The organism is Lacimicrobium sp. SS2-24 (genome assembly GCF_002201535.1).
Lineage (GTDB): Bacteria > Pseudomonadota > Gammaproteobacteria > Enterobacterales > Alteromonadaceae > Lacimicrobium.
Map to the genome: position 1 here is coordinate 17,137 of NZ_NIWW01000012.1, position 26,541 is coordinate 43,677.

The following is a 26,541-nucleotide window of genomic DNA, read 5'->3' on the forward strand; positions in this document are numbered from 1 at the left end:
CCAAGACGCGCGCTTTTCAATCGGCATGCTATTTAATAAAATTATATTATTCATATAGTTAGGTTTCTGGCACACGGGTTGCTACTGTGATCAGGCATAATAGAACTGCTCGTTATCATTAAGGAAACCTCATGAAAGTACTCATTGCCTCATTGCTGCTGGTCGGAACCTCTGCTCTGGCGTCAGACTGTAACGTCAATCTGAAAGGCGATCTCAGCCTTGAGCGGGGCATTTTAACCGTCTCAACCCTGGACCAACGACCTTTAGTATTGGACGGAAGCAGCGCCACGTATGATGGCGACAGCATGTCGTTAAGTAGTTCGCAGCAACAATTGCTCAATCAATACCATCAACAGGTATCTGAACTGGCCCCCCAGGTCGCCGACATCGCCATGGATGCTATTGCACTGGCCAGTGAAGGCATCAACCATGCCTTTGGTGAACTGCTGGGCTACGACGACAACCTGGTGCTGGAATTCAGTGATGAGATGGATGCTCTGAGAAACAGAGTCTCCACGCAACTCTATGCCGATGACGGTAGCATCCGCTTCAGCTCCAAAAACCTCAAAGATGACAAACTACTGGGTCCCCAGTTTGAAGAGGAAGTCGAAGCAAAGGTGAAGGAGATGGTGGCACGCTCGATGGGCAGCGTCATGATCGCCATGGGCAAACAAATGCTTAAAAGCGGCGGAGACATGAGCGGCTTTGAGAAGCGCATGGAAAACTTCGGCGAACAAATCGAACAGCGCATCACCGCCAAGGCCGAAGTGATTGAGCAGCGTGCGAATGGACTCTGCTATGATCTGACCCGCTTAGACGATCTGGAACAACAGATCAGTCGGGAGATCCCTTCACTGTCGGGGTTGGATGTGGTCCGCGTGGATGCACAGCACAAATTGATGTAGTAAAGCGGGACTGACCTCACTCGGATTCCCGGCTCTGGTATAGTGGTGACATGACTGACCTTCATTTTACTGCATCATATCATGACTAATATCAGTATCTTAGGCTGCGGCTGGCTGGGACAACCTCTAGCCGTAAGCCTTCTCGCGCAGGGCTTTGACGTCGCGGGTACCTGTCGTAGCGAACAAAAACAAAATGCTCTTCGAAACCTGGGCATAAACGCCCATCAGTTTGAACTGGGAAAGCAAATCCCCGCAAACATCTGGCATAAAACAACACTTATCCTCAACCTGCCGCCCGGACGTTATCGTGAGCATTCTGAATTCTTTACCCGCGAAATACTTGGACTCATAGATTTCGGCATTGAGAATGGCTGTGAAAACCTTTTATTTATCAGCACCACCTCTGTGTATGGTGATCGCCGAGGCAGAGTGACAGAACAGAGCCCGGTCAACCCCATCACTCCTTCGGCTAAGGCCCACATCAGGATTGAGCAAGAGATACTGAAACAGGGGGGCACCGTTTTGCGTCTGGCAGGACTGATCGGTCCCCAGCGCCACCCTGTCAAACATCTTGCTGGCAGAGACCAGCTTAGCGGTGGCGCAAATCCGGTTAATCTGATTCATCAGCAGGATGTGATCAATGCGGTGCTACGCATCATCAGGAAAGAGTATTGGGGCAAGGTATGTCATCTGGCCGCCACCGAGCATCCATCAAGAGCCGATTTCTATATCTGGGCTGCCGAAAAAGCCGGACTACCGGCTCCGCAGTTTTTGCCTGACACGGATAGCGATGGAAAAATCATCGATGCCAGCGCCACACTCCAGGCGCTGGGGCTGGAGCTGACCTATCCGAGTCCGTTTTCAATGCCGGTCAGTTAAACAGACCGGCATCAAAGAACTTAATGGCCACGGTGTTGACGAAGATCACCAGCAGGATGACAGGGATAAAGGTACCCAGGGAAAAATCGACGTATTTTTCATAGAAGCTTCCCTTGTAGCCTTCGTCGCCCTCGCGCAATGCATTATTAAAATTCACTTTTTTCCATCGGTAGATAACGAACAAGCACACCAGCAGGCCATTCAGAGGCAGAATAGTGTCATAGAACACATCCACCAGCAGGTCGAAGAAAGACTTATTCATACCCGCATAATGCGTTAGCTCAGTAAAAAAGCTCAGCATGCCAAAGGACGTGGTCGCAGCCAGTGTTAGCAGTCCGATGCCAACACCCAACACCATCAGTGCTTTGCGACGTGTTAACCCTTTTTCATCCATCAGCGCCGCGGTGGGCACCTCTATAATAGACACCAGTGAGGTAATCGCAGCGAAGAATACCAGCAAGAAGAACACCGCAGCGACAAAGCTGGCGCCGCCATATCCTATGCTGCTTTGCAGGGCCAGGAAGATTTTTGGCAAGAAGGTAAAAATCATGCCCACTGAAGAATCGCTCAAATCCGCCATATTGGTATCGGGGTTAAAGGAAAACACCGCGGGCAACAGCAGCAACCCGGCCACAAAGGCCACCAGGGTGTCGGTCAATGCTACCAGTCTGGCTGACCCAGGCACCGAGTTTTTGCGCGACAGATAGGAGCCATAAGTGATCAATATTCCCATCCCCAAGGACAATGAGAAAAACGCCTGAGAAAGGGCCGCACTCACCACCGAGGCATTAATTTTGCTGAAGTCCGGGATCAGGTAGTACTTTACCCCTTCTATTGCATTGTCCAGGGTCAGCACAAAGATAACTAAGGCCACTAACATGAAAAACAATGCCGGCATTAAGAATTTGGCGGCTTTCTCAATACCTTGTCGCACGCCCCCTTGCAGGATTAGAAAAACAATTGCGGCAACTGCCAACATGTAGGCAAAGATATCACCCGTATTAATAAACTGACCGAAGGTGGCTGGGTCCGCGAGCACGTCAAGATTGCCAATAACAACCTGAAATAGATAGCCGATGAGCCATACGGTGATAACCGTATAGAAGACGGCAATCATAAAGGGAGTCAGTATGGCCAGCCAGCCAGCGAGCTTCCATTTCGATTCTGCACCGGAGATATCCCGATACGCACCGAGAGGATCTTTTTTGGCATGCCGGCCGATGGACATTTCCGCCAGCATGACCGGCAGACAGATAAAGAAAACAAACAAGGTGTAGATTAACAGGAAAGCGCCGCCGCCATTTTTTGCAGCTGCAACGGGAAACCCCACCATATTACCAATGCCAACGGCTGAGCCTGCAGCTGCAAGGATGAACCCCAACCTTGAACCAAACTCTTCACGAGGAGCTGAACTCATTCTTGATCCTTTTTATTATTATAAACCGCCAGTGGATAGTGTTTTATCCGGTTATTTTCAAAGCGGATATTAACAGCAGGGTAACAAAATGTCTTTCAGGCGCAGAGGATTTATTTAAACAAAGCCTTTACCATTCAATGGTATTTCCCTGCCAGTCCAGGTAGTACGGCGCCTTATCAGGCGACAGTCCCTCTAACTGTTTAAGCAAATAGCCAGCCGCCTGCTGGCGACTAAACAACTTGTGCTGTGGCACATTCGCCTGAAAAGGTTGTGACAGCGCCGTGTCTACCGTACCGGGATGGTAGCTCATCAGAATCGCCTGTGGACGTCTTCGCCGATACTCCACCTGTGCGGTTTTTATCAGCATATTCAGGGCAGCTTTTGACGCCCTGTATCCGTACCATCCTCCCAATTTGTTGTCACTGATGCTGCCAACACGGGCACTGAGGAAGGTAATCACCGAAGCCTCTTTTTTATCCAGCAAACCCGGCAGGTGTTTAAGCCACAGTGAAGGAATAATGGTGTTGACGGCGAAATACCGCTGCAGACTGGCGGCGTCCAGTTGTTCTAACTTTTTCTCCGGTTGCAGATCTCCCTCGTGCAAAACCCCCGTACAACAAATAATACGATGGAAATGGCTGACCTTTTCAGACAGTGCTGCACAAAGCTCCGCAATACCGGCATCCGTATGTTCAGCCAGCTGCAACCGTTCAACCCCGGATGGAACACTCAAGGTCTGCTGGCGACTGACGGCAAAAATACACGATGACGGATCCTCTGCAACAAGCTGCCTGATAACTTCATGACCTATTCCGCCACCGGCTCCTATTACCAGTATGTTTTTACTCACCTTACATCCTTAATGAAAGACAACGTGTGTTGATACGCACAAAAGTTCTGTTCGGATGACTTGATTCCCAGCGTGTTCAGTCCAATATCTAAGACTCTACCCTAAGGCATCTTTTTGGAGACAAACATGGCGAAGAACCTACAGCAGGCAACATTGGGAGGGGGCTGCTTCTGGTGCCTTGAATCGGCATTGAATGCGTTAACTGGCATTGAATCTGCCTACTGCGGCTACGCCGGCGGTCACGTGGAAAATCCGTCTTACGAGCAAACATGCCAGGGCGATACCGGACATGCCGAAGTAGTGCGGGTTAACTTTGATGCCGACGAGATCAGTTATGAAGAATTGTTAGAGATCTTTTTCGCCCTGCATGACCCAACACAACTCAACCGCCAGGGTAACGATGTGGGTCCTCAATACCGCAGTGTGATTTTCTACCACAATGACAACCAGAAGCAGCAAGCCCTGGCTTTAATTGAATCACTTGAGCAGCAGCAAATATGGCCGGAAAAAATTGTTACTGAAGTAACAGAAGTGAATAACTACTATCAGGCAGAAGACTACCATCAGGACTATTTTGCTAATAATCCGCAAAACACTTACTGTAATATGGTGGTGGCGCCAAAACTGGCTAAGTTTCGCAAGAAATTCGCCGATCGCTTAAAGGCGTCGCAACATTAGCTCGCCTTTATGCTAAAGAAGGGGCCTCACAGACCCTGTTACGCCCCTCATCTTTGGCCTGGTAGAGTGCATTGTCCGCTCGATGCAGCAAAGCTTCTGTTTCTTCACTCTCATGTGCCTGGGCCAGGCCAATACTTCCTGTGAGACTGATATTGCCGATCAGTGCGCTGCAATCCAGCACGCTGATCGCATGTCGCAAACGCTCCGCCAGCGCCCGGGCATCCTGCATGTCCGTATTGGGCAACAGCAGAGCAAATTCTTCTCCGCCCCACCGTGCCAACCTGTCCTCCTCGCGGCTGTTGTCGCGAATACATTGCGCAACCTTCACCAGAATTTTGTCACCCACCGCATGTGAAAACTTGTCGTTCACTTTTTTGAAGTAATCCAAATCCAATAAAATCAGACACAACGGGCTCTGATGGCGTTTCATACGAGACCACTCCCGATGCAGGTCTTCATCAAAAGCCCGTCGGTTGCCTAAGCCCGTTAATGAATCCTGGCGTGCCTGGCGTTCATAGTCTTCCGATTGTTGACGAATTTTTTCCAACAGCCTCGATTTTTCCTCATCGGCCTGCTGCAACGACTCAGCTTTCTCACGCAATTCTGCTGTTTGCTCATCCACCTTCAATTTGAGGGTGTGGGCCGCACGCTGCAAACTCACCAGACGCCACTTTATCAATGCTGACAGCAAGGCCACCGCCAGCACAATGATGAGTCCCCAGAATTCCGTTCTTTGCCAGAAAAAAGGTTCGATAACAAATTGTACCGTCCTTTGTTTGCTCCATGCGCCTTCCGGGTAGGCTGCCATCACCTTAAATTCGTATTCACCAGGCGGCAAATTGGTAAATTCACTGCTGGTATGGGTGTTACGGTAAACCCAATCCTCATCGAAGCCTTCTAACAGGGTTCGGTACTGAATCTTGGTGGGCATGATAAAACCGAGTCCCGCATAACGAATTTCAATTCTGTTCGTCCCGGCGGGTAACACAGGCATGCTGGCTGGCTGATAAGACTTACCATCTGCCACCACACTTTCAATCACGGCAGGAGGCACGATGGCAGAAAATTCCGACAGCCTTTGTGGCTGTACCCTGGCGACTCCTTTCGCCGTTGCGAACCAGATACTGCCATCGGCAGTGCGCATGGCTGCAGGTGTCGACCCACCATTTGCCTGCGAGCTCACCATACCATCGGACTCGCCAAAAAGGCTGTAGTCCAGAGTTTGCCGTTTGCCCAGCGCCACTTCAGTTGCCTGCTCTTTGTTTACCCTTATAATGCCGCGATTACTGCTGACCCAGAGAAAACCTTGCAGGTCTTCCACTATCTGAAAATACTTGTCAAAAGGCAGCCCGGCTTGCATGCCGATCAGACTGACTGATTCACTGGCATAGTCATAACGCAGTAGCCCCCTGTCACTGGCCGCCCAAAGCGCCTGATTGTCTGGCTGCTGATACAGACCAAAGATAAATTCAGCCTCATCGAGCGAGCGCAGATCCAACACATTCAGGGAGCCATTTTTTACGTAAGCGAGTCCTTTTGCTGTCGCAATCCAGATTCGTCCATCCGGTGCATGCAGTAATGCAGAAATAAATTGGCTGGGCAGCTCATGCTGTAATGCAAAAGTGGTCACAACGGAGTCGTCAATCACATTCAGTCCGTTAACGGTTCCAACCCACAGTTGCGTGTCTGTTATGGGTAAAATTGCCCTTACTTCGTTTGAGGAGAGCCCCTCCTTACGCGTGAACACCTTATCCACTTTTCCATTCTCAACGCGGGCAAGTCCTTGAGTGTACGCGCCGACCCAAATCGCATCGTCCGGCGCCTGTGCCAGGCTCAGCACACTGTTACTGACAATATCGCCCTTGAGGATCTGTAAGTTGCCATTGTGATAGCGGTTTAACCCACGACTGGTACCAATATAAATGCTGCCATCCCGGGCCTGCAGAAGCGTCCGGACAAAGTTGTCACTGAGCCCCTTTTCTTCGGTCAGGGCGGAGAATGGAGCATCCCGGAGCCGAAATAGTCCACCGTTGGTGCCCAGCCAGAGACTGCCTTCGCGGTCTATAAATAATGCGGTAATACGGTTATTGAGCAGGCCCTGCTCGGCAGACAAATGCTCAAGTTTCCTGTCTCTGAAACGGTACAGCCCGTTTTCGACCGTGCCAATCCAAATGGTACCATCGTCTTCTACCAGCATCTCCAGTGCAGCAACCTCAGACAAGTCGGGGTGTAGTGGAATAAAGCGCTTGTTCTCAAGCCGATAAACACCACTCTCTGTGCCTATCAGCACTCTGCCATTCACATCCCGTTTCAGGGCAAAGACAGGGCCACGGGGCAGTCCCTCGTAGTTGCCACCTGCGCGAATCGCCTCAGCGTTATCGCCAACAATACGAAATAAACCGCCGGCTGTTCCAACCCATATTGCCCCCTGGACATCACTCATCAGGCTATACACACGCTCGTTAGTTAGCCCTTCTGTGGTAGCAAATGTCTTACGCTCACCCTCAGCGCTCTGTCTTATCACACCGGCATTGTCTGTGCCCATCCAGAGATTGTCTGACGCATCACAATGCAATGAGCGAATCATAGAGGGCAAAGGCGCCTCGGCCAGCCACTTGTCTGCACGAACCTGACTGAGACCGCCTCTGGCACTGGCGACCAGTAAGTTACCCTGGCAGTTTTTAGCCAAAGTAAAGGTCCCCGTGTCAGGCAGCCCTGTGCGCTCTCCACGCACAAACACCTCCATGTGCCGACCATTAAAACGCACCACACCTTCCCACGTGGCGAACCAGAGGTAGCCATCTTCGGTTTGTTGGATACTGTTGATAGTGTTGTGAGGCAGGCCATCACGGGTGGTCCAGCTTTCCTGGAAGAAGTCTGTCAGATTGCCCTGAGCGGCCACTGACTGAGAAAACGTTAGTAATAAGAAAAAGGTACAGATTATGCGGCCTGGCATGTTGTACAGGTTAATTTTCGCTTTCAACCTCATCTGCCTCTTCCTTACTACCTTTGCGTTCACCAGGCTATCATTGCTACAGCAAAAACGGCTCCACCTGTCAGTAGAGCAAACTGTAAAGTTTTCTTCGGTACTGACTGGCCAGCGCGTCTCCTTCCGGCAAGGCATTGAGGCTGTCCAGCATGAGCTTACGGGCTTCTCCAAAGTTTAAGTCCTGACGCAATACTTCCAGTAACAGCTGCAAAGCTTCTTCCGCTCTTCCTGCCTGCTGCAGCTGTACGGCCAGCTTCACCTTAACATCCAGATCATCGGGATTTTCCGACAAGGCTTTCTGCAACGCTTTAATCTCAGGCGTCTCAGCGGCTTCTTCAGCCAGTTCAATGCGCCCTTTAAGACTCTGATAGGTAGCATCCTGGTCCACCAGGCCAATACTCTCAAGCAAGGCTCTGGCTTCGTTAATCCGTTTGAGTTGAATGTAGCACTCAATTAAGACAAATTTTATATCACTGCGCTGTGGTTCCAGCTCCAATGCCTGCGTCGCCAGCGTGAAGGCCTGATCCACCTCGGATTGAGAAAGAGCATGACGGGATTGCTCCAGCAATGCATCTGCAGGACTGGGTAAATGCTTTTCTAACAATGCCCGAATTTCTGTTTCAGACTGCACACCGGCGAAGCCATCAACGGGTTGTCCCTCTTTCACCAGGATCACCGTTGGCAGACTGCGTACCCCAAACTGCATGGCAATCTGCTGCTGCTCATCACAGTTTACTTTTGCCAGAATGACGTCATTTGCCCGTTCTGCGGCGAGCTTCTCCAATACCGGCATAAGGTTTTTACAAGGCTCACACCAGTCAGCCCAGAAGTCCACCATCACCAGCTTGTGCTGAGAACCTTCCAGAATCACGGATTGAAAGTTCTCCAGGTCAATATCGACGATGTTGTTTGCTTGCTGCTCCATCTTCCCTCTTCTATTTGTTGTATTTCAGTCTTTAATCAATGTCTGTTAAGACAACGTCTGAGCCTTTGTCACCAGATGAGGAAAATGACGCTGAGGCAGATAGTCGGCCAGGGCTCGCATCGAAGCGGCCAGTTCTGAGTATCCCTTCCCCACCAGGTTAAAATGCCCCATTTTTCGCTTTTCACGCACCTCTTTGCCATACCAGTGCATATGACATCCCCTGATGGCTAGCATGTCGTGACTGAAAGAGGCAAATCCGATGATATTAATCATGGCGCTGACACCGTGGCTACTGGTATCCCCCAAAGGCAGATCACAGATTGCACGAAGATGATTCTCAAATTGACAGGTATCGGCACCCTGCATGGTCCAGTGCCCCGAATTGTGAACCCGGGGTGCAATTTCGTTGACCAGCAACTGCTCTCCTACCTGAAAAAACTCTACTGCCAGCACACCGGTATAGTCGAGGGCATCGGCCAGTGCAGTAAAGGTCTCTTTCGCCTGAGTCCAAAGTGTATCGCTGACCTGGGGAGCCGGTGCCAACGATACATGAAGCTGCCCCTGATGATGCAGGTTTTCCGCAAGATCATAAAAACGGACGTCGCCGTTTTGACTGCGCACGCCAACCAGTGACACTTCGCGATCAAAGTCGAGCATCGTTTCTACCACCAAAGGCACTTTCTGTAGATCCAGCTCTGCAAGCTGTTGCTTTAAACCGGGTAATTCGTCACTGTGCTGCAACCTCCATTGGCCGTAGCCGTCATAGCCATCGCGACTGGCTTTTAGGATCAGCTTACTGCCCAGCTCATCCACCACGCTATCCAATTGCTCAACATCATCGACGATGCGATGCGCGCAATTTGCAATGCCTAAGCTTTCCAGTAATCGCTTCTCTCTGACCCTATCGGCACCGGTCAGAATAGCCTCCATACCTGGCATCAGTTTGCCGCTGCGCTGCGCTTTTTCTAACAGCGCTTCCGGCACATGTTCAAACTCTACGGAAATGGCATCGGCATCTTCGATGGCCTGATCCAGGCTCACCGGGCTGGGGTGCTTATCCACAGGATTCACCACCTTCTGGGAGTTGACGTCAACGGCTGACACCTCAATTCCTAATGGGCAACCGGCCAGATACATCATTCTTGCCAGCTGACCCGAGCCAAATATCAGTACTCTCATTCGGGCAACTCCAGGGTCTGACTGGCAAGCACCTTATCCGTTTGCGTGGTTCTGAAATCCTTCACTGCCTGTTTCACCTTTTCATCGTGCAGCGCAACAATCTGAGCGGCCAGCAAACCGGCATTGGCCGCGCCCGCATCGCCAATAGCCAGCGTACCCACTGCCACGCCTTTAGGCATCTGCACGATGGATAGCAACGAATCCAGACCATTGAGGGTGCGCGACTTCACCGGTACGCCAAAAACAGGCAAGTGTGTGTGGGCGGCGATCATGCCCGGCAAATGCGCTGCGCCTCCGGCCCCGGCGATGATCACTTCAACACCTTCATCGGCAGCATTTACCGCAAACTCTGTCAGCAAATCCGGTGTGCGGTGCGCCGACACCACCTGGGCGTGATACTCAACCCCCAACTGCTTCAGCATTAATGCAGCCTGCTGCATTGTTGGCCAGTCAGACTGAGATCCCATTACAATTGCCACTTTTGACATTTTTGCTCCTCAGGTTCGAAGGACCCCCGCCCTTCTTAGTCAAAAATAAAAGCGGAATTGTACCTCAAAAGACGGACCTGTCCTAATCTCGCCAGTCACTGAGTCCATAGCGTTCGAGAATCTTATGCAATTCTCCTGAAGCCCGTAAGCTAGCCATTCCCTCGCTTAACATTTCAGCCAGTTCCAGGGAGTCGGATTTCGCCGGTGAAAATGCAATATACACATCGGTATCGGCGTTGGGATTTTCAATAAATCCAACATTGATAAAGTCAGCAGACTCTTGTCGTTGCCGGACATAGAAGCGAAAAACGGACTCATCTTCCACCATCACATCGATACGTCCTGCACCCAGCATTCTCAGGCCCTGAGCAAGCGGCGCCGTTCCAAATAACACATGAATAAAGTTCTGATTGAGAGGGTCGGCGATGTAGCCATCAATGGCCCGTCCGTAACTGTATCCTGCGCTCACACCCAGCACCACCTCTGACAAAGAAGGTAGTCCCTGGTAACGCCAACTCAGGTCGGGTGCGGCCCACAACGCGGTGCGCATTTTCCCCTGCTCCAGGCGCGGAAACACAAAATCGGGCGCATCATTTAAGGTGGCACCGATAACCGCATCCACGTCACCATCACGCGCACTCTGCACAGCACGGCTCCAGGGCACCAAACGATACTGCACCTGCATATCATGGCGAGAAAACACCTTGCGGGCTATTTCCACCATAAAACCGGGGGTGTCACTGTCCGGTTGACAGTTATAGGGACACCACAGATCGGCCGCCAGCACCAGGGTTTTAGCCTGGATCTGAGTACTTAAAAAAACTGTGGCCAACACCAATACTTTAATCACCGAGCGCATCGCAGCCCTCACAGAGGTTTAAGTTAAGCTTATGCAAAGAACCTATAGAATGGCAACATCCCCTGGCGAGGACATTGTCGGCACCGGATACTCAAAGCAGGCCATCCTGATTACCCGTTGCCGTGTTTACCAGCTTGCCATCCTCCTTTGCTCAATACTTTTTCCGCCAATGCCTGCGGTGCCGGCTCTAGGTCCGTCGCCATGGAGTCATTCCAGCGATTCAAAAAACCATACAAGGAGATGGCGGCCAGAATCTCTACTATTTGCTCTTCGTTCCAATACAGTCTCATCTTCTCCATCAACGCATTATCCACACCATTGGGCACCGTGCCCGCAGCGAGAGCAAAATCCAGCGCCACTCGCTCGGCTTCAGAATACAGAGGACTGGACTGATACTCCCACACGGCCGCAATTTTCTCATCGCTGACATCATGCAAACCTGCCGCTATCAGAGAATGCGCCTCACAATAGCGGCATCCGGCTGCGCGGCTGGCAAAATGGGCAAGAATGCGCTTAAAGCCGGCGTCCACCTTGCCATCCTCTGCCATCACGGCTTTGGTCAACGCGCCAAAGGCTTTGACAATCTCTGGCTTGCGCTGCATGGTCAGCAGGCTGTTGGGAATAAACCCAAGAATACGTTCAAATATGGCAAAATCGTCTGCCAGTTCGGGGTGGCTCTGGGCTGGTAGGGGGGACATATGGCTCATTGGAAGCTTCTCCATTATTGTGGCTGTTTTTGGTCAGACTATCACTGCCAAGGAGATTCGCCAGTGATCGCTTGAAAATCGTCAATAACGGCCCAATAAAGGCTGACAACATCTGTTAACACCAGGACCGCTGTCAGATGCGGGATCTGCAACTAAAACCATACTATCCAGTGTCTGAGGCACCCTATGCTAGCATTACAAATCAATGCCTTACGTAAGGTTTATCGCGGTGGAACAGAAGCCTTAAAAGGCGTCGATCTGAGCGTGCAGGAGGGCGACTTTTTTGCACTGCTGGGCCCTAATGGCGCCGGTAAGTCCACCACCATAGGTATCATCAGTAGCCTGATCAATAAAACCTCCGGCTCAGTAAAAATCTTTGGTGACGACCTGGATACCGACTTAGTCAACGCCAAGTCTCACATCGGCCTGGTACCACAGGAATTTAATTTCAATCAGTTTGAAACGCTTATGCAAATCGTGGTTAATCAGGCCGGCTATTACGGCGTACCGCGGACATTAGCCAAGCAGCGCGCAGAAAAGTACCTGAAACAACTGGATTTGTGGGATAAGCGCAACGCCCGGGCGAGGGAGCTGTCGGGCGGAATGAAGCGCCGTCTGATGATCGCCCGAGCGCTGATGCACGAGCCCAAAATGCTTATTCTCGACGAACCTACAGCGGGTGTGGATATCGAGATTCGCCGTTCAATGTGGCGCTTTCTTAAAAAGATTAACCAACAAGGCATCACGATTATTCTTACCACCCACTACCTCGAAGAAGCCGAGATGCTGTGTCGCAACATCGCCATTATCGACAAAGGTCAGATCATCGAAAACACCAGCATGAAGGGTCTGCTGTCAAAACTCAATGTGGAAACCTTTGTCTTGGATCTGTCCGGCAATAGCATCAAGCCTACCCTTAAGGACTTTGATTTCAGACAGGTCGATGATCATAGCCTGGAAGTAGATGTGCCTAAAGCCAGTGGCCTGAATGCCGTCTTCAGTCAGCTCTCTGATCAGGGTGTACAGGTGCTGAGCATGCGCAACAAATCTAATCGGCTGGAAGAACTGTTTGTCCGTTTGGTAGAAAACGGGCGGGATCAGACCAGTGCCCCCAAGCAGGAGAATGCATAATGAACAGCCTTCAGTTTACCGCCCTGCGCACTATCTGGATTAAAGAGTGTACCCGTTTTTTACGCATCTGGGTGCAGACACTGGTGCCCCCGGCTATAACCATGAGCCTGTATTTCGTGATTTTTGGTAATTTGATCGGCAGTCGTATCGGTCAGATGGGTGGCCTCAGTTACATGGAGTTTATCGTTCCCGGTCTGATTATGATGGCAGTGATCACCAGTTCCTACTCCAATGTGTCCTCTTCATTTTTTAGTGCAAAGTTTCAGCGCAACGTCGAGGAGTTACTGGTGGCGCCGGTATCTAACTGGATTATTATCCTTGGTTATGTTGGTGGTGGCGTCACCAGAGCGCTGCTGGTTGGCGGTCTGGTCACGCTGGTCTCACTGTTTTTTGTTGAGCTGCAAATCCACAACCCCATTATGTTATTGCTGACCCTGGTGCTCACTGCCACCTTGTTTGCCGCAGCAGGATTAGTGAACGCCATATTCGCTAAAACCTTCGATGATATCAGTGTCATTCCCACCTTCGTGCTGACCCCGCTGACGTATCTGGGCGGGGTCTTTTACTCCCTGACCCTGCTCCCCGAATTCTGGCAATGGGTGAGTAAAGCCAACCCTATCGTGTATATGGTTAATGGCTTTCGTTACGGTTTCTTAGGTGTCTCCGATGTGGGCATCAGCACCTCTGTTGCCGTATTAATCGGCTTTAATGTGTTACTTTTCACCCTGGCGTGGAACCTCATAAACCGTGGCGTAGGAATTCGTAGTTAATGGCATCGGGCAATTCCAGGGCCGTGACCTCAAACCAGAGTGGTCCCCATGAAAAGCTCACTGAACTGGTAGAGCGTCACCTTCGCAGCGAATCAAAAAAGCCGTTCAATGAGCACACGGTAGCAGCCTTTGAACAGGCTCAGCAGTGGCTCGATAACTGGCAGGGCCCATTGATTCTGGACTCATGCTGCGGCGTGGGACAAAGCACCGCAGAAATTGCCAGAGCCAACCCCGAGGCACGCATAATCGGGGTCGACAAATCCGCACTACGAACAGAAAAACATCAACGTGGTTATGCTACGACAACACAGAATTATCTGGTGCTGAGGGCGGATCTGAACGACTTCTGGCGACTGGCACACCAAAATGGCTGGCGTCTTCACAAGCACTATCTGCTCTATCCAAACCCCTGGCCTAAATCCGCACACATCAAAAGACGCTGGCATGGCAGCGCAGCTTTTGCCGATCTGCTCAAGCTAGGCGGACAAATGACCGTACGCAGTAATTGGAAGCTTTATTTAGAAGAGTTTTCCAAAGCGCTGCAAATTGCCGGATACGCATCGGAGTTGCATGAATGTGATGACGCTAAAGCGGCCATCACGCCTTTTGAAAAAAAATATCGTGACAGCGGTCAGCTAACCTGGGAGTTAACCGCTTCAATCGACTAAACATGGTAAGCATATAGATGGTGACCATGGGGTATTACGCAGCTAACAGCGTATTGCGCGCAATAACAGGAATACAGGCTGAGTCCATGATCACGGGCGACCGCCGAGCTATCCACCTGGAATAGTTCTGACAAAGCCTTTCCCGTTGCCTTTGCTAACGCTTCTTTCTGGGTCCAATAGCGATAAAAACCTTCCGCTTTCTGCAACTGCGCTAATTGCTCTGACTCTGCCGGCCCCAGGCAGACATCAGCCATCTCCACCCAAGGACGAGAGGGCTTAAACCACTCAACATCTACACCCAGAGGCGTGTACGGCACCGACGACACGATTGCCGCCGAAGCGTTATGACTGTGACTCAGGCTCACGCACCATTTATGCAGTTGTAACTCTCCGGTTAATGCGACCCTCCCAGTGTCCTGCTCAAATAAGCTGGAGTATCGCTGAGCACTTATGGCGAGTTGAGAACCAACAAGCTGTTTAAGTAACCAGCGACTCTGCAAAAACTGACGCTGCCCTTTTTGGGTCCGACGCACAACATCCTCTTGTTCCCGTGGGGTCAGGCCATTGTTAAAAAAGTCCTCGGGCGCTGGCTGCAGGGTAAAAGCTAAGAATACCGAAGGCCTGGATCCAGTCCCCGTTTTCGGTTCACTGAAAAGCAGCGGCAAACAATCCGGGGCCTGTTTATCTTTCATCAACTCGCCCCAACATGCAGTTCTCTATTCAGAAAACTTCACCAGAGTTCCTTTTAGGGTAACCCCGGCCATGAGTGCACCGGCTCCACACTCATACTCAGTTTCACTGACAAACTCGCGCTTCTTATAGTAAGACTCAATTCCTACCACTGCATCCATACCTTCTTTTTTTGCGCGTTCCTGTAATGACTTTAATGCCCCCAGCATTACCCATTCACACGCCTCCCGATCGGATTTCAAGAAGGCATTGGTTTTACGATTGCTCATCACTTCGCCATAGGTTTTCAGTACCTCGGGATGTTTCTGTGAACCAAAAAAAAGTGGCACATCATGCAAGGCCTCCTTAGCTTTGGTGGAACTCAGAAGTTCCTGAACCGGGTACTGGTGAACCGTATCACGAGCCGTCGCTGAAAAACTTATTCCCATTACCATCGCTGCTACAGCAAGTCGTTTACATCGATTCATCTATATCTCCTTATCATAAAAAATCCAGACCACACCCAACCCAATCAGCCATTGATGTGATTGTTTCAGTAAGGGGCTCGATTCAGACTGAGAGCCTGTCAGCCCCTGATAGCGAGCGAACCCAGCCATCCACCAGTTGCCCTGCTTGTAAACCACCCCCGATGACAGTTGACTGCCCCAATAGCCTCCTGACGCTTCAAAAGCCGATCGTTCAGGCAGGGCTTCTTGCTCAGTCACTCCGTAATAATATTGATGCGCTTTATCCGATGCCATTCGAACGTCAAGCTCTATAGTCCATAACCATTTCTCGTTTGTCGATTCGAACAGGGGTTGCTGGTGGGTAAAGCTGAACCCGGCAAACCAACCGGCGTCGTCTATGTGGGAAAAATCCGTGGTGATTGCTTTACGCACATATAGTTCAGCGAAAGTCCGCTCGTCGACAGACGGTTGCCCACGAAAATAGTATTTAAGCGCAGGGCCTAGCTCAAACCGCCAGTCGAGATCAGCCATACCCTGGCGAGCTGAGTTCTTCTCACTTTCCACCGGCAATCCTGCGTTAGCTGAGATATCAAATTGCCAGCGACCTTTTTCCCACAAATGTCGGTTTATCCCTTCCCGATCAATGCTCAATTGATCCGACTGATAATAAACAAAGGGAAGGGGAACGAAGTAATTATGGCGCTCGTCACTGCCCGGATAACTAGGCAAACTCATACCAAAGGCACCGATACCGAGTTTTAATTCGTCAGCCCATGTCAGCGAGTTGGAAATACCAAGCAGTACGACAAAGAGTCTAAGCATCTTTCCATCGCTTAAATATTAATGAGGTGTTGATACCTCCGAAAGCGAAGTTGTTGCTCATTACATAGTCAGTATTTAGCTCTCGCCCATCCCCCGTGATGTAATCCAATGCGGCGCAATCAGGGTCGATGTTGTCGAGATTAATCGTTGGTGCAAACCAACCATCGTGCATCATATTCACGGCGGCCCAGGCTTCAATAGCACCGCAGGCCCCCAATGTATGGCCGAGGTAGCTTTTTAATGAGCTGATCGGCTTTCTGCCCAGCACCTTAAAGGTAGCATGAGATTCGGCCACATCGCCTTTAGCTGTTGCAGTACCATGGGCATTGACATAACCGATGTCATAAGGAGTAATGCCAGCGTCCTCAATTGACATAGCAATGGCCTTTTGCATCATCTCCGATGTCGGCTGCGTGACATGCACGCCGTCTGAGTTACAGCCAAACCCAACCACCTCTGCCAGAATAGGCGCACCTCTTGCCTTAGCGTGTTCCAGTTCTTCCAGCACAAAGGTACAGGCACCCTCTCCGATGACCAATCCATCGCGATCAACATCGAAAGGCCGGGGAGTCAGTTCCGGTGAGTCATTTTTCACACTGGTGGCGTAAAGGGTGTCAAACACCGCCGCCTCAGTGACACACAATTCTTCTGCACCACCTGCCACCATGGCTTTTTGACGACCAAACTTAATTGCTTCATAGGCATAGCCCAATCCTTGAGAGCCAGAAGTACAGGCTGAACTGGTGGTGATTACTCTGCCTTTAATAGAAAAAAATACGCCGACATTAACGGGGGCGGTATGAGCCATCATCTGAATATAGCTGGTTGCAGTCACTCCGCTCATCTGACCGGTATTCATCATCTGGCCAAACGCCTTAATAGGTCCCGTTGAGCCTGTAGATGAGCCATAAGCAATCCCTGTATCGCCATTGGTTAATGTCTCATGTTCGAGCAAGCCACTTTGTCGCAGAGCTATTTCAGAAGCGCGTGTAGCCATCAAAGAGACTCTGCCCATGGAGCGCACCTGTTTACGTTTGTAATGAGCAGGCTTTGCGAAATGAGTTACCGGCGCTGCCAACTTGGCATTCAGCCCCTCAACGTAATCCCATTGAGGCATGGTTTTTACCGCATTACGTCGCTGTTTCAATGCATGAGAGAAGTCAGTCCACTGGTCTCCTAATGCGGTAATCGCCGACATTCCAGTCACCACCACTCGTTTCATTACACAATCCCACCGTTAACAGAGATGACTTGACGGGTAATATAAGCCGCATCTTCAGATATTAAGAATGCTACAGCACCCGCGACTTCTTCAGGTTGTCCCAAACGTTTCAGGGGTACCATCTTGAGCATATCCTCCAACGGCAGCTCGGCGGTCATATCCGTTTCGATCAGTCCTGGCGCAACACAATTGACCGTGATCTTGCGTTTTGCCACTTCTAAGGCCAATGCCTTGGTGGCACCTATGATCCCTGCTTTGGCTGCTGAATAATTAACCTGCCCCCGGTTACCTGCGATGCCAGATACAGACGATAAGGTTATAATACGGCCGCCTTTACGGGCCTGAATCATCGGCATTACTGTGGGATGCACAACATTGTAAAAGCCCTCCAGACCGGTGCGGATCACCACATCCCAATCTTCGCCTTCCATTGCCGGAAAAGCCATGTCCCGGGTAACGCCTGCATTACACACCACCCCATAATAAGGACCGTTCTGTGCAATATCAGCTTCGATTTGTTCACGGGCCTGCTGACGATCACAAACATCAAATTGCAAAACCGAGCTTTGACGCCCCATTTCAGCAATCTCAATAGCCACTTTTTCTGCGTTATCACGTCCCTGACGACAGTGTACCGTCACATCATAGCCTAGCTTCGCGAGTCGCAGAGCAATGACCTTACCAATACCCCGGCTGGAACCGGTGACTAATACTCGTTTGCTCATGCTTGCTCCGTAATAAATTGCTCGGGATTGGCAGGTTGGAAGACATTAACCTTGGCACTCGCCAGGACTCGCTCTTGTTCCATAATGTAGCACTCGAAAACACTCAAGCCAGATTCCTCCTGATACAGACGCGTGACGTGAATGTCTAACTGCTGGTCACGGGTAAAGCCTTGCACTTCAGTCTGATATTTTCGCGTTCCCAGCAAGAATCCCACTTTAATATCTCGCTCACTATCCAGATCATTGGCACCTGCAAAGGCGGCAATTGCCTGGGCCATATACTCGATTCCCACATAGGCTGGGACCTGCCGGGATTGGGGCTGATAAAAGGGTGACACGGATTTGATGGTTACCTGACAGCACGCTGATTCGGTGTCATAGTTGACTAGCTTATCCAGCAGAATCATCGGTGCGCGATGAGCCAGAACCTGCTCTATGCTGTAATGATTAAATATCATTGAGCTTCCTTGTAACGCGTTACTCTGTCGTTATGACTGACAGTACCTAAGATCAAGCTGACATTATTGCCACCAAAGGCAAAGGAGTTAGATAAACACAATCGCACATCTGACTCAGCGCCATCGCAATAGCGAATGGGGGCTAAACTGGGATCTGCTTCACCTGATGCCACACTAACCGGTAATTTAGCCGCCGTATTATACGGACTCAACAGCAACCAGCATAGTCCCGCTTCCAGTGCACCCGCAGCACCCAGAGTGTGGCCGGTCAGTTCTTTGGTCGAACTCACTGGGACCTGATCTGCAACCAACTTATAGATTGCCTGACTTTCCATGGCATCATTCAACGGCGTACCAGTGCCATGGGCATTAATATAATCGAGTTGCTCAGCGCTGATTTGGGCATCGGACAACGCCGCACGCATGGCTGACAAGGCTCCTTCACCTTCGGGTTGAGGCGCCGAAATATGATGGGCATCGGTGGACTCTCCTCCTCCGAGCAAGGCTATTCCCTGCGCTTCACGTGTCATCACAAACAGCGCTGCCGCTTCGCCGATATTGATGCCGTCGCGTCCTGCCTTAAACGGTTGGGTGAATGTCTCTGCCATGGCTTCAAGGGCGGCAAAACCATTGACGGGTAAACGACTGAGCGAATCCACTCCACCACAGATCACGGCATCCACAAAGCCACTTTCGATCAAATTACGAGCACTCAACAACGCCTTTCCACTGGAGCTACAAGCGGTTGAAAGGCTGTAACAAGGTCCTTTAGCTTGACTAAGATGAGCGACAAACTCACTTACCGCACCCATCTCCTGCTTGCTGTAGTGGTAATCCTGCGGCCATTGCCCCTGTTGTTGTCGTTTCCGCAGTGCGATCTCACCGTCACTGATTCCCGAAGTACTGGTGCCGATGATCACACCAATTCGCTCATCGGGGAGCGATTGACGAAGCTGCTGCACCTCCGCTTCAATCTGCCTGTAGGCCGACAGCGCCAACTGGTTGTTACGGCTATGATACGCCAGCGGATAATCGGCCAAATTTGGTAAATCTCCCCTGGCCTGACCCACATAATACTCCTGGTCCTCTAACCCGAGTTCCCGGTTAAGTGTTAAGTAACTCTGGCGTTCCCCGGGATTAAGTAAGTGCTTAATAACTTCCTTTTTCGACATTCCCAGGGAGCAAGTAATACCCAATTGATTTAAAAACACCATAACTACTCAATCTCTGCCAATCGAATTCGATACCCACGCTGTTTATGCTCAATGTGCAGCTCTGTTTCCTGTTGCTGTATTTGCATCACAATCCTTCCTTGACCATCAATCAACTGCCGCAGTCCTCGTTCAATAACGAGTCTGCCACCACTCAACGCTGCATTGACCCGAGCTAGCGGCCAGTGTGCCAGCTGAATATCGGCAAGAATCGACGCTGCATGGACCTGAGTCTGAGGCACAAAATAATTGGCACTGAGGGGCTGCTGTCCCTGCTTTTCGATACTCAGCAGCGGCAATCCCGCTGGTGTCATCATCACCACATTGAGCGTACCTTCGTTGATCACCATCTGGGCCAATATCACCTGCTGCTTCTGCCCAGGCGGCCGTATGGTCATTCGCCAGAACCAGTTTTGACCATCAAAGGATACGGGGGGTGCTGTCAGCTTCAGCGTGACTCCCTCAGCGACGCTGACCTCCGACTCGCGCGGTCCCGTTGCCGTGCAGGCGAATAAACTAAGACCGATAAAAACACAAAGGATCAATCGGATTGGCATAGACGTACCAAGGTATCTAGTCGGCGTTCACTCTGAGCCACATAAGGATTGCTTTCATCCCAGGCGTAGCCGGCCAGAATAGCGCTGATCATGCGCCGAACCCTGTCGTCCTGCTGCTGATAGAAAATAACATCCTGAAAACGTCCATCATACCAGGCTCGCACAAAGGCCCGAAAACAGTCGATGCCCTTTACTAATGGCTTGGCAAAGCCAGAGTCAAAGTCCACTTCCTGACCACGCAAATAAGCATCCACCTGAGGGGCCACCAGGCTGGCAGACTGCATAGCGATAGTCACGCCAGAGGAAAACACTGGATCGAGAAACTCCCCGGCGTTACCGAGTAAGGCGTAATTGGAGCCGTAAAGGCGCGTCACCGCTGCCGTATAACCGCTGATATTTCTAACGGGAGCCGAGACCGTCGCGCGGGCTAGCAGCTTGCGCAGGTTAGGAGCCTGATTCAGCCACCCCAGAAGTTGCGGCTCAGGGTCTTGATGCGCGTCGGCAATCGCTTCCCCTACCACCCCTACGCTGGCGGTACCATCGGCAAAGGGAATCAGCCAGTACCAGACATCCTGGCGCTGCGGATGTACTGTAATAAGGATCTTGTTCCTATCAAATCCCGAGTCTTCGATGCGATCGGTTACATGGGTAAACAGCGACTGTCGAACCGGAAAAGACGACGGCGCATCCAAGGCTAACAATCGAGGCAATACACGCCCGAAGCCACTGGCATCAAGCACAAAGCCACACTCCAACTCAGATTGGATGCCTTTCGAATCTAACGTCCATACCTTGGGACGGGTTGCTTCTACGTCCAGAGCCGTGACTCTGGTTTGATACTGGATCTCTACCCCTTTCTGCTGTGAAGCCTCCGCCAACAAATGATCAAAATCAGCACGTTTCACCTGAAAAGTGGTGCCCGGCCCGTCACTGAATTTCTGGGTGAAATCGAACTGACTGTCCTGGCCCTGTTTATGAAAGGCCGCCCCGTTTTTAAACTGAAAACTTAAACCGTCAGCCTGGGATTCCAGAGCCTCAAGCAAGCCAGCCTCTTTAAGAAAACTCATGCACTGAGGTAGTAAGCTCTCTCCGATACTAAAACGGGGGAACTCCTCCTTTTCCAGAATTAACACCCGCCAACCCCTTTTAATCAGTAAACTTGCCGCCACCGTACCGGCAGGCCCAGCCCCAATTACAATTACATCGTACGAACTATGTTTCATCCCTTCCCTTCATTACCATGGGTGATAAAGCATATAAAAACACCAATCCCAATGCCGCGGTCAAGCCAAAGGCACTGATGGCCGGTGTATTAGAAAACGCCAGCACACCAAATACCAGCAGTGAAGAGACTAATGACAAGGTAATTGCCACCAGGTTTTTCTCGCTGGCCCCTTGCCGGACATAAAACACCAGATAATCCACCGCCAGGGCAATGATCAACATGGCTGAAAGCACGTTAAACAGACTCAGGCTGCCAACTAGCATCGCCGTTCCCTCCCAAGCCATAATGATAGATAACCCCATCACCAGTGCACCTTTAAGCGCAGGCTTCAGCCCGAGACTAAAGGCAAGCACCGCCGTGGCGGCCAGTAAAACCCCGGCTAACGTCAGCAATAACTGCTGACGAAAGTGCTCCATAAGCTGGGTCAATTGCGCAGCCTTGTCATATAACACCAGGGAGTCGGGGAACTGAGTCAGTAACATCTGTTGCTGATCACTGCGCAAGTTGGAAATACTGATCCAGGAAACTACCCCATCCGGGCTCTGGTACACCTTAGTCTCTAGCACGTCTTTTAAAGGGCTGGATTGAACCGCCTCGGATGACAACCAATTTTGTTCAGGCCAGTCCAGCCTAACTCCCAGCAGTTCTTCCACCTGAGCAAAGTCACCATCTTGTTGAGCCCGGTTGATCTTTTGTTGCTGTTGGCGCTGCCGGACAAGAGAGGGCAACCAGTTGCTAATCCGCTGTATTTCTGCGTTATCCTCCTGCGCTGCAACCCAGTCAGCAACCTGCTCTTCGGTCTCAAGCAGCATCTCCAGTGTCTGTCCTTGCACCATAAAACGCTGCGTTTTATCGCCGCCCAAGAGCCGATGATGCAGGGCTTCGTTTTCCAGTAACTGTTGAGAACTGCCATTAAGCAGCCGTATGTGATCATTAAAATTCAGAGGACTGAAGCCGAGCCAGACAGCAGATAACCCGGTCAACAACAGCGTTACCATCAACATCTTCGGCTGCCACGCGACCAGGTGCCGACACCACCAACGGGCACCGGATAACCAAGTCGGCGAGACAGTCACAGGTCGATCCATCAGCCACCAGGGCACAACTATTAAGGCCAACAGCCAGGCGGCCGCCAGGCCCGCCACCACAAACACGGCCACCTGCGACAACACCCCGATGGGGCTGAAAGCAAACAGACTGTACCCCAGCGCCGTGGTCACAAAGCCCAGGGTGATCGACCGCGCCACCGCATTGACCTCATTAGGTTTAGCATTGCTGTGGGTCAACCGGTGTACGCTATAGTCAATGGCAATGCCAATTAGCGTAATGCCGAAAACTAAACTCAATACATGAGCTTGCTGAAACACCAAGAGCGTTGCAACAATACCTGCCAGGCCGCTATAAAGGATAACGATGGCGGTGACCATCAGCGGTCGCAATGAGCCAAACGCCCACCATAACACCAGTATCACTCCCAGCAGACTGAGACCGCCAAATAGGTTCATTTCGTATTCAGCTTGCAGGGCGTTCTCTGCCGTATGCAGGGCGATGCCGGAATAATGATATTGGACCTCAGGATAGGTTTTCTGTAACGCTTGCAGGTGCTGCTGCAAACTATCGTAGAAAGCCTTTGCTCCGCCCATTTGTTGCTGCTCATGCGACACAGACAGCACCAAAAAATAATGACGCTGGTCTTGGTCGTCGGTCTGGTAGAGACGCTGGCCGTCCGTCTTAAAAGGCGACCATGCTTGCACCCGCTGTTCCACAAAACCAGCGGTATTAAGGCTGGGGTCTTGTTCGAAACTGCCACTGACAAAGGGATTGGACGGCTGAGATAACTTGCCAAACACCGCGCGACTGACCGCATTAGCATCGCCCAGCGCATTTTCCAGTTCCTCGTTAAGTACCACACTGCGATAGCGACTGTAGAAACGCAGCAACATCTGGATGTCGACCCCTTGGGCATCACTATTGAGCCAGCCCAGTTCGGAAAAACGTCGCTTTAAAGCGTCATGGGCGGCAGTGGCTTGCAGGCCGGTGACAGATACCAATACCCGTTCGGCAAATTGTGCTGAAAAATGCTCATCGGCATTTCGTAACAAGATAGACTGCTGACTTTGAGGAAGGGTTGCCAGAATATTCGAGTTCAGTCCTTGCTTGGCAGCGAGCCACCAGCCGACCAATGCCGCTAACATCAAAGCCGGCAGCAAGACCCATAATGTACGCCTCCACATTATGATTCCCCGGCTTCTAGCGCTGTCCACTCAAGGTCAATGGTAGTGCGCATCTGTTCTTGGTGCTCCAGTACGATACGTTCAAGATGATGCTCGCCGCAAAGCGTTGCTTGTTGCACAACGTCGCTCAGTTCCTTGTCGATAGGCGTCAGCTCCACACATTTTTCCCCAGGCATGATCTCCAACTGAAAGTACGCTTCCAATTGGAGGAAGTCTGCGGTGATCATGGCTTCTAACAAGCCAACCTGAGAAGCGCCAAGCGGTTGTTCCACCAACTCGCCATCTCCTTGTTCCACAAAGAGCCGCTGGTCACGGATTTCCATGCGCTGCGAGACTGGCTGTTGCGTCTGCCAGATAAATTCCCCGGGCTGGCGGAGAAAATAGCCGCGAGTGGTAAAGGGTTTGGGGAGATTGGCAAAAGACTTTGACTGTACAAAGCGCCCCTGTTGCAACGCTGGCCACTTCCAGCCCAATGCTGAACTCATCGCCGACGACTCGGCATAGACCCCGCTGACCATGATCAGCGAACCTAAGAGAAGGAATAAAAACCTTACAAACATGCCTCTACCCTATCGATAAGAGCATTCGGGCTGTCGAACTGCATTTCTTTGGTTTGCATTTCCACCGCCACCTGAATTGAATAGCCCTTAGTGATTTTCTGTCCGGTCTCGACATCGGTGATTAAATAGTCGATCCTAAGACGATTAAGGTACTCCACGAGGCTTGCCTGCACCCGGATGCGCTGGGCAAAACGGGCCGAAGCAATATATTTAACTCTGAGATCCACAATGGGCCAGAGATAGCCGGAGTCATGCATCTGCATATAGTCGTAATCAAAACGCCGCAGCAATGCACAACGTGCCACCTCAAAATAGCGGGCATAGTTACCATGCCAGACCACCTGCATAGGGTCACAGTCATGAAAGGGAATTTCTATCTCGGTCTCGGCTGTCAGCAGTGCCTTACTCATACAAAGACCACCTTTGTTGTTGAATGGCATCCACGGTATAACGTAACACAGCTTCCAGCGGGCGGTCTTCAGTCAGATTGTCAAAGTACCCGGCGATGTCATCGTACATGTCTCGCACACTCTCAGGCAGGCTGTCATGATCAAGTTCGCCACTAACCATGCGAATCCGAAGCCCCTGAATGGCCGCTAACAGGGTACTAGCCAGTACCTGCTCCGTAAGCTGCAACACTCGCAAACTGTCCCGAGCAGCAATGGTTCCCATGCTCACCTTATCCTGGTTATGGCATTCGGTGGAACGCGAAAAAACACTGGCGGGCATGGTGTGTTTTAACGCCTCGGCCGTATAGGCAGAGGCGCCGATTTGTACCGCTTTAAATCCGTGATTGATAAAGCGCCGTGGCTCATCGCTGGCGGAAAGGTTCGCCGGCAAGCCATTGTTATAGCGCGAATCTACCAGGGAGGCGAGTTGACGGTCCGCTAAATCGGCCAGATTTGCAACGGCGGGTTTCAGACTGTCCATGGCCATGGCGATATGGCCTCCATAGAAATGCCCACCGTGGAGTACATGCTCCCCTTCACCATCGATAATGGGGTTGTCATTGGCCGAATTGAGCTCATTTTCGATCATCTGGCGCAGCCAGGGCAGACTGTCCTGCAAAACGCCAATAACATGGGGCGCACACCGAATGGAGTAACGATCCTGAAGACGATGAGAATTACGCGGATGAGCGTGGTGATTAAGGTCATTACGAATCCAGGCGGCGATCTGCTGTTGCCCTGGATGGGGTTTCACCGAGAACAAGATATCATCGAAATGATGACTATTCCCCTTAAGCGCCAGACTACTCAGTGCAGTGATGCGGGTACTCAAACGAGCGGCATAAGCCGCCCGGTCATAGGCCAGACAAGCGATAGCCGTCATAACCGCAGTGCCGTTCATCACCGCCAGGCCCTCCTTTGGCCGCAGTTTGATTGGGGTTAAGCCGCAAGCCTTAAAGGCCTCATCGGAGCGGCACTGTTTGCCATTAAAAAGCACATCCCGTTCCCCCACTAAGGCACCTGCCACATAAGAAAGAGGCGTCAGGTCGCCACTGGCGCCTACCGAGCCCTCCTGAGGTATTAGAGGTACTATATTGTGATTGAGCATAGCAGTCAGCAGGTTCAATAATTCCCAACTGACGCCAGAATAGCCCTGAGTCAAAGACGCGAGTCGAGCGGCTAAGATAGCCCGCCCCTGCTTGTGGTCAAAATGCTCGCCCAGGCCACAGCCATGAAAGCGAGTAAGATGCAGCGGCAGTTCATAAACCAGTTCCTCCGGCACCCCAACAGTGACAGAGTCACCATAGCCGGTAGTAACACCATAGATAACACCGTCTTCTTTGAGCAATTGATCGAGGAAAGCCACAGCGCTATCAATTCGTCTGTGAAACCCATTGTCACTAGAAAGCTCGGCCTGCTGATGGGGCTCGGCGAGCCGAACGATATCTTCAATACTCAGTCGGCCTTCGCCAAATATAATGGCACTATTGGTCACTG

General features: G+C 51.2%; 27 protein-coding genes. 6 read left to right on the forward strand and 21 right to left on the reverse strand.

Going from position 1 to position 26,541, the window contains the following annotated elements; all coding sequences use genetic code 11:
• The first annotated feature begins 131 nt into the window (after positions 1-131).
• Together CCY32_RS16240 and CCY32_RS16245 are read left to right on the forward strand one after the other, a co-directional pair.
• Positions 132-905: a DUF2884 family protein gene (locus CCY32_RS16240; RefSeq protein ID WP_088332594.1), complete on the forward strand. Its 774-nt coding sequence runs from the start codon at positions 132-134 to the stop codon at positions 903-905.
• 81 nt (positions 906-986) lie between these two features.
• Positions 987-1,784 carry an NAD-dependent epimerase/dehydratase family protein gene (locus tag CCY32_RS16245; RefSeq protein WP_088332596.1) on the forward strand — a complete coding sequence of 266 codons (798 nt, stop codon included), beginning with the start codon at positions 987-989 and terminating at the stop codon, positions 1,782-1,784.
• Here the strand turns inward: CCY32_RS16245 and CCY32_RS16250 are convergent.
• Both CCY32_RS16250 and CCY32_RS16255 read right to left on the reverse strand, forming a co-directional pair.
• Entirely contained in the window at positions 1,777-3,201 is a 1,425-nt protein-coding gene (locus CCY32_RS16250; RefSeq protein ID WP_088332598.1) for a sodium-dependent transporter, read from the reverse strand. The genes CCY32_RS16245 and CCY32_RS16250 overlap by 8 nt on opposite strands.
• Before the next feature lie 127 nt (positions 3,202-3,328).
• On the reverse strand, positions 3,329-4,051 hold the full coding sequence (locus tag CCY32_RS16255; protein ID WP_088332600.1) for an SDR family NAD(P)-dependent oxidoreductase: 723 nt from the start codon (positions 4,049-4,051) through the stop codon (positions 3,329-3,331).
• Positions 4,052-4,177: 126 nt separating this feature from the next.
• On the opposite strand from CCY32_RS16255, the gene msrA reads away from it, so the two are divergent.
• On the forward strand, positions 4,178-4,729 hold the full coding sequence (msrA, locus tag CCY32_RS16260; RefSeq protein ID WP_088332602.1) for a peptide-methionine (S)-S-oxide reductase MsrA: 552 nt from the start codon (positions 4,178-4,180) through the stop codon (positions 4,727-4,729).
• A 7-nt stretch (positions 4,730-4,736) separates the two neighbouring features.
• On the opposite strand, the gene CCY32_RS16265 is transcribed toward msrA, so the two are convergent.
• The 6 genes from CCY32_RS16265 to CCY32_RS16290 all read right to left on the reverse strand — a co-directional run bounded on the left by CCY32_RS16265 (position 4,737) and on the right by CCY32_RS16290 (position 11,876).
• Positions 4,737-7,718 carry a diguanylate cyclase gene (locus CCY32_RS16265; protein WP_168171558.1) on the reverse strand — a complete coding sequence of 994 codons (2,982 nt, stop codon included), beginning with the start codon at positions 7,716-7,718 and terminating at the stop codon, positions 4,737-4,739.
• A 67-nt stretch (positions 7,719-7,785) separates the two neighbouring features.
• Positions 7,786-8,643: a thioredoxin gene (gene trxA, locus CCY32_RS16270; RefSeq protein WP_088332606.1), complete on the reverse strand. Its 858-nt coding sequence runs from the start codon at positions 8,641-8,643 to the stop codon at positions 7,786-7,788.
• A 45-nt stretch (positions 8,644-8,688) separates the two neighbouring features.
• A complete protein-coding gene (locus CCY32_RS16275; RefSeq protein WP_088332607.1) occupies positions 8,689-9,822 on the reverse strand; it encodes a 5-(carboxyamino)imidazole ribonucleotide synthase in 1,134 nt (377 codons plus the stop codon).
• The gene (purE, locus tag CCY32_RS16280; protein ID WP_088332609.1) at positions 9,819-10,310 is read right to left on the reverse strand and encodes a 5-(carboxyamino)imidazole ribonucleotide mutase; all 492 of its coding nucleotides are present in this window, start codon (positions 10,308-10,310) and stop codon (positions 9,819-9,821) included. The genes CCY32_RS16275 and purE overlap by 4 nt, the downstream gene beginning before the upstream one ends.
• An 82-nt stretch (positions 10,311-10,392) precedes the next feature.
• Positions 10,393-11,169 (reverse strand): transporter substrate-binding domain-containing protein, encoded by a 777-nt coding sequence (locus tag CCY32_RS16285; protein WP_088332611.1) that lies wholly within the window; start codon positions 11,167-11,169, stop codon positions 10,393-10,395.
• Between the two features lie 110 nt (positions 11,170-11,279).
• Positions 11,280-11,876 carry a carboxymuconolactone decarboxylase family protein gene (locus CCY32_RS16290; RefSeq protein ID WP_088332613.1) on the reverse strand — a complete coding sequence of 199 codons (597 nt, stop codon included), beginning with the start codon at positions 11,874-11,876 and terminating at the stop codon, positions 11,280-11,282.
• Between the two features lie 186 nt (positions 11,877-12,062).
• Here CCY32_RS16290 and CCY32_RS16295 point away from each other — a divergent pair, with 186 nt between their 5' ends.
• The 3 genes from CCY32_RS16295 to CCY32_RS16305 are packed head-to-tail and all read left to right on the forward strand — an operon-like array spanning position 12,063 to position 14,445.
• The gene (locus tag CCY32_RS16295; RefSeq protein WP_088332615.1) at positions 12,063-13,007 is read left to right on the forward strand and encodes an ABC transporter ATP-binding protein; all 945 of its coding nucleotides are present in this window, start codon (positions 12,063-12,065) and stop codon (positions 13,005-13,007) included.
• A complete protein-coding gene (locus CCY32_RS16300; protein ID WP_088332617.1) occupies positions 13,007-13,777 on the forward strand; it encodes an ABC transporter permease in 771 nt (256 codons plus the stop codon). Before CCY32_RS16295 ends, CCY32_RS16300 begins: the two co-directional genes overlap by 1 nt.
• Positions 13,777-14,445: an SAM-dependent methyltransferase gene (locus CCY32_RS16305; RefSeq protein ID WP_088332619.1), complete on the forward strand. Its 669-nt coding sequence runs from the start codon at positions 13,777-13,779 to the stop codon at positions 14,443-14,445. The genes CCY32_RS16300 and CCY32_RS16305 overlap by 1 nt, the downstream gene beginning before the upstream one ends.
• On the opposite strand, the gene CCY32_RS16310 is transcribed toward CCY32_RS16305, so the two are convergent.
• The 13 genes from CCY32_RS16310 to CCY32_RS16370 are packed head-to-tail and all read right to left on the reverse strand — an operon-like array spanning position 14,442 to position 26,539.
• Positions 14,442-15,137, reverse strand: coding sequence for a 4'-phosphopantetheinyl transferase superfamily protein (locus tag CCY32_RS16310; protein WP_088332621.1), 696 nt, complete (start codon positions 15,135-15,137; stop codon positions 14,442-14,444). The genes CCY32_RS16305 and CCY32_RS16310 overlap by 4 nt on opposite strands.
• Positions 15,138-15,161: 24 nt before the next feature.
• Positions 15,162-15,602 (reverse strand): excinuclease ABC subunit A, encoded by a 441-nt coding sequence (locus CCY32_RS16315; protein ID WP_088332623.1) that lies wholly within the window; start codon positions 15,600-15,602, stop codon positions 15,162-15,164.
• Positions 15,603-16,403 (reverse strand): MipA/OmpV family protein, encoded by an 801-nt coding sequence (locus tag CCY32_RS16320; RefSeq protein WP_088332625.1) that lies wholly within the window; start codon positions 16,401-16,403, stop codon positions 15,603-15,605.
• On the reverse strand, positions 16,396-17,625 hold the full coding sequence (locus CCY32_RS16325; protein ID WP_088332627.1) for a beta-ketoacyl-ACP synthase: 1,230 nt from the start codon (positions 17,623-17,625) through the stop codon (positions 16,396-16,398). Before CCY32_RS16325 ends, CCY32_RS16320 begins: the two co-directional genes overlap by 8 nt.
• Entirely contained in the window at positions 17,625-18,350 is a 726-nt protein-coding gene (gene fabG, locus CCY32_RS16330) for a 3-oxoacyl-ACP reductase FabG (RefSeq protein WP_088332629.1), read from the reverse strand. The genes CCY32_RS16325 and fabG overlap by 1 nt, the downstream gene beginning before the upstream one ends.
• Positions 18,347-18,808 (reverse strand): 3-hydroxylacyl-ACP dehydratase, encoded by a 462-nt coding sequence (locus CCY32_RS16335; RefSeq protein WP_088332631.1) that lies wholly within the window; start codon positions 18,806-18,808, stop codon positions 18,347-18,349. Before CCY32_RS16335 ends, fabG begins: the two co-directional genes overlap by 4 nt.
• Positions 18,805-20,022, reverse strand: a complete 1,218-nt coding sequence (locus CCY32_RS16340) for a beta-ketoacyl-ACP synthase (protein ID WP_088332633.1) — start codon at positions 20,020-20,022, stop codon at positions 18,805-18,807. Before CCY32_RS16340 ends, CCY32_RS16335 begins: the two co-directional genes overlap by 4 nt.
• Positions 20,023-20,024: 2 nt before the next feature.
• A complete protein-coding gene (locus tag CCY32_RS16345) occupies positions 20,025-20,576 on the reverse strand; it encodes a DUF3261 domain-containing protein (RefSeq protein ID WP_088332635.1) in 552 nt (183 codons plus the stop codon).
• Positions 20,561-21,799, reverse strand: a complete 1,239-nt coding sequence (locus CCY32_RS16350; RefSeq protein ID WP_088332637.1) for an NAD(P)/FAD-dependent oxidoreductase — start codon at positions 21,797-21,799, stop codon at positions 20,561-20,563. Before CCY32_RS16350 ends, CCY32_RS16345 begins: the two co-directional genes overlap by 16 nt.
• Positions 21,789-24,035, reverse strand: coding sequence for a hypothetical protein (locus tag CCY32_RS16355; RefSeq protein ID WP_088332639.1), 2,247 nt, complete (start codon positions 24,033-24,035; stop codon positions 21,789-21,791). Before CCY32_RS16355 ends, CCY32_RS16350 begins: the two co-directional genes overlap by 11 nt.
• Complete coding sequence (locus tag CCY32_RS16360; RefSeq protein ID WP_088332641.1) at positions 24,035-24,595, reverse strand: outer membrane lipoprotein carrier protein LolA; 561 nt, start codon at positions 24,593-24,595, stop codon at positions 24,035-24,037. The genes CCY32_RS16355 and CCY32_RS16360 overlap by 1 nt, the downstream gene beginning before the upstream one ends.
• Complete coding sequence (locus tag CCY32_RS16365; protein WP_088332643.1) at positions 24,586-25,005, reverse strand: thioesterase family protein; 420 nt, start codon at positions 25,003-25,005, stop codon at positions 24,586-24,588. The genes CCY32_RS16360 and CCY32_RS16365 overlap by 10 nt, the downstream gene beginning before the upstream one ends.
• Positions 24,998-26,539, reverse strand: coding sequence for an aromatic amino acid ammonia-lyase (locus CCY32_RS16370; protein WP_088332645.1), 1,542 nt, complete (start codon positions 26,537-26,539; stop codon positions 24,998-25,000). The genes CCY32_RS16365 and CCY32_RS16370 overlap by 8 nt, the downstream gene beginning before the upstream one ends.
• Positions 26,540-26,541 lie beyond the last annotated feature (2 nt).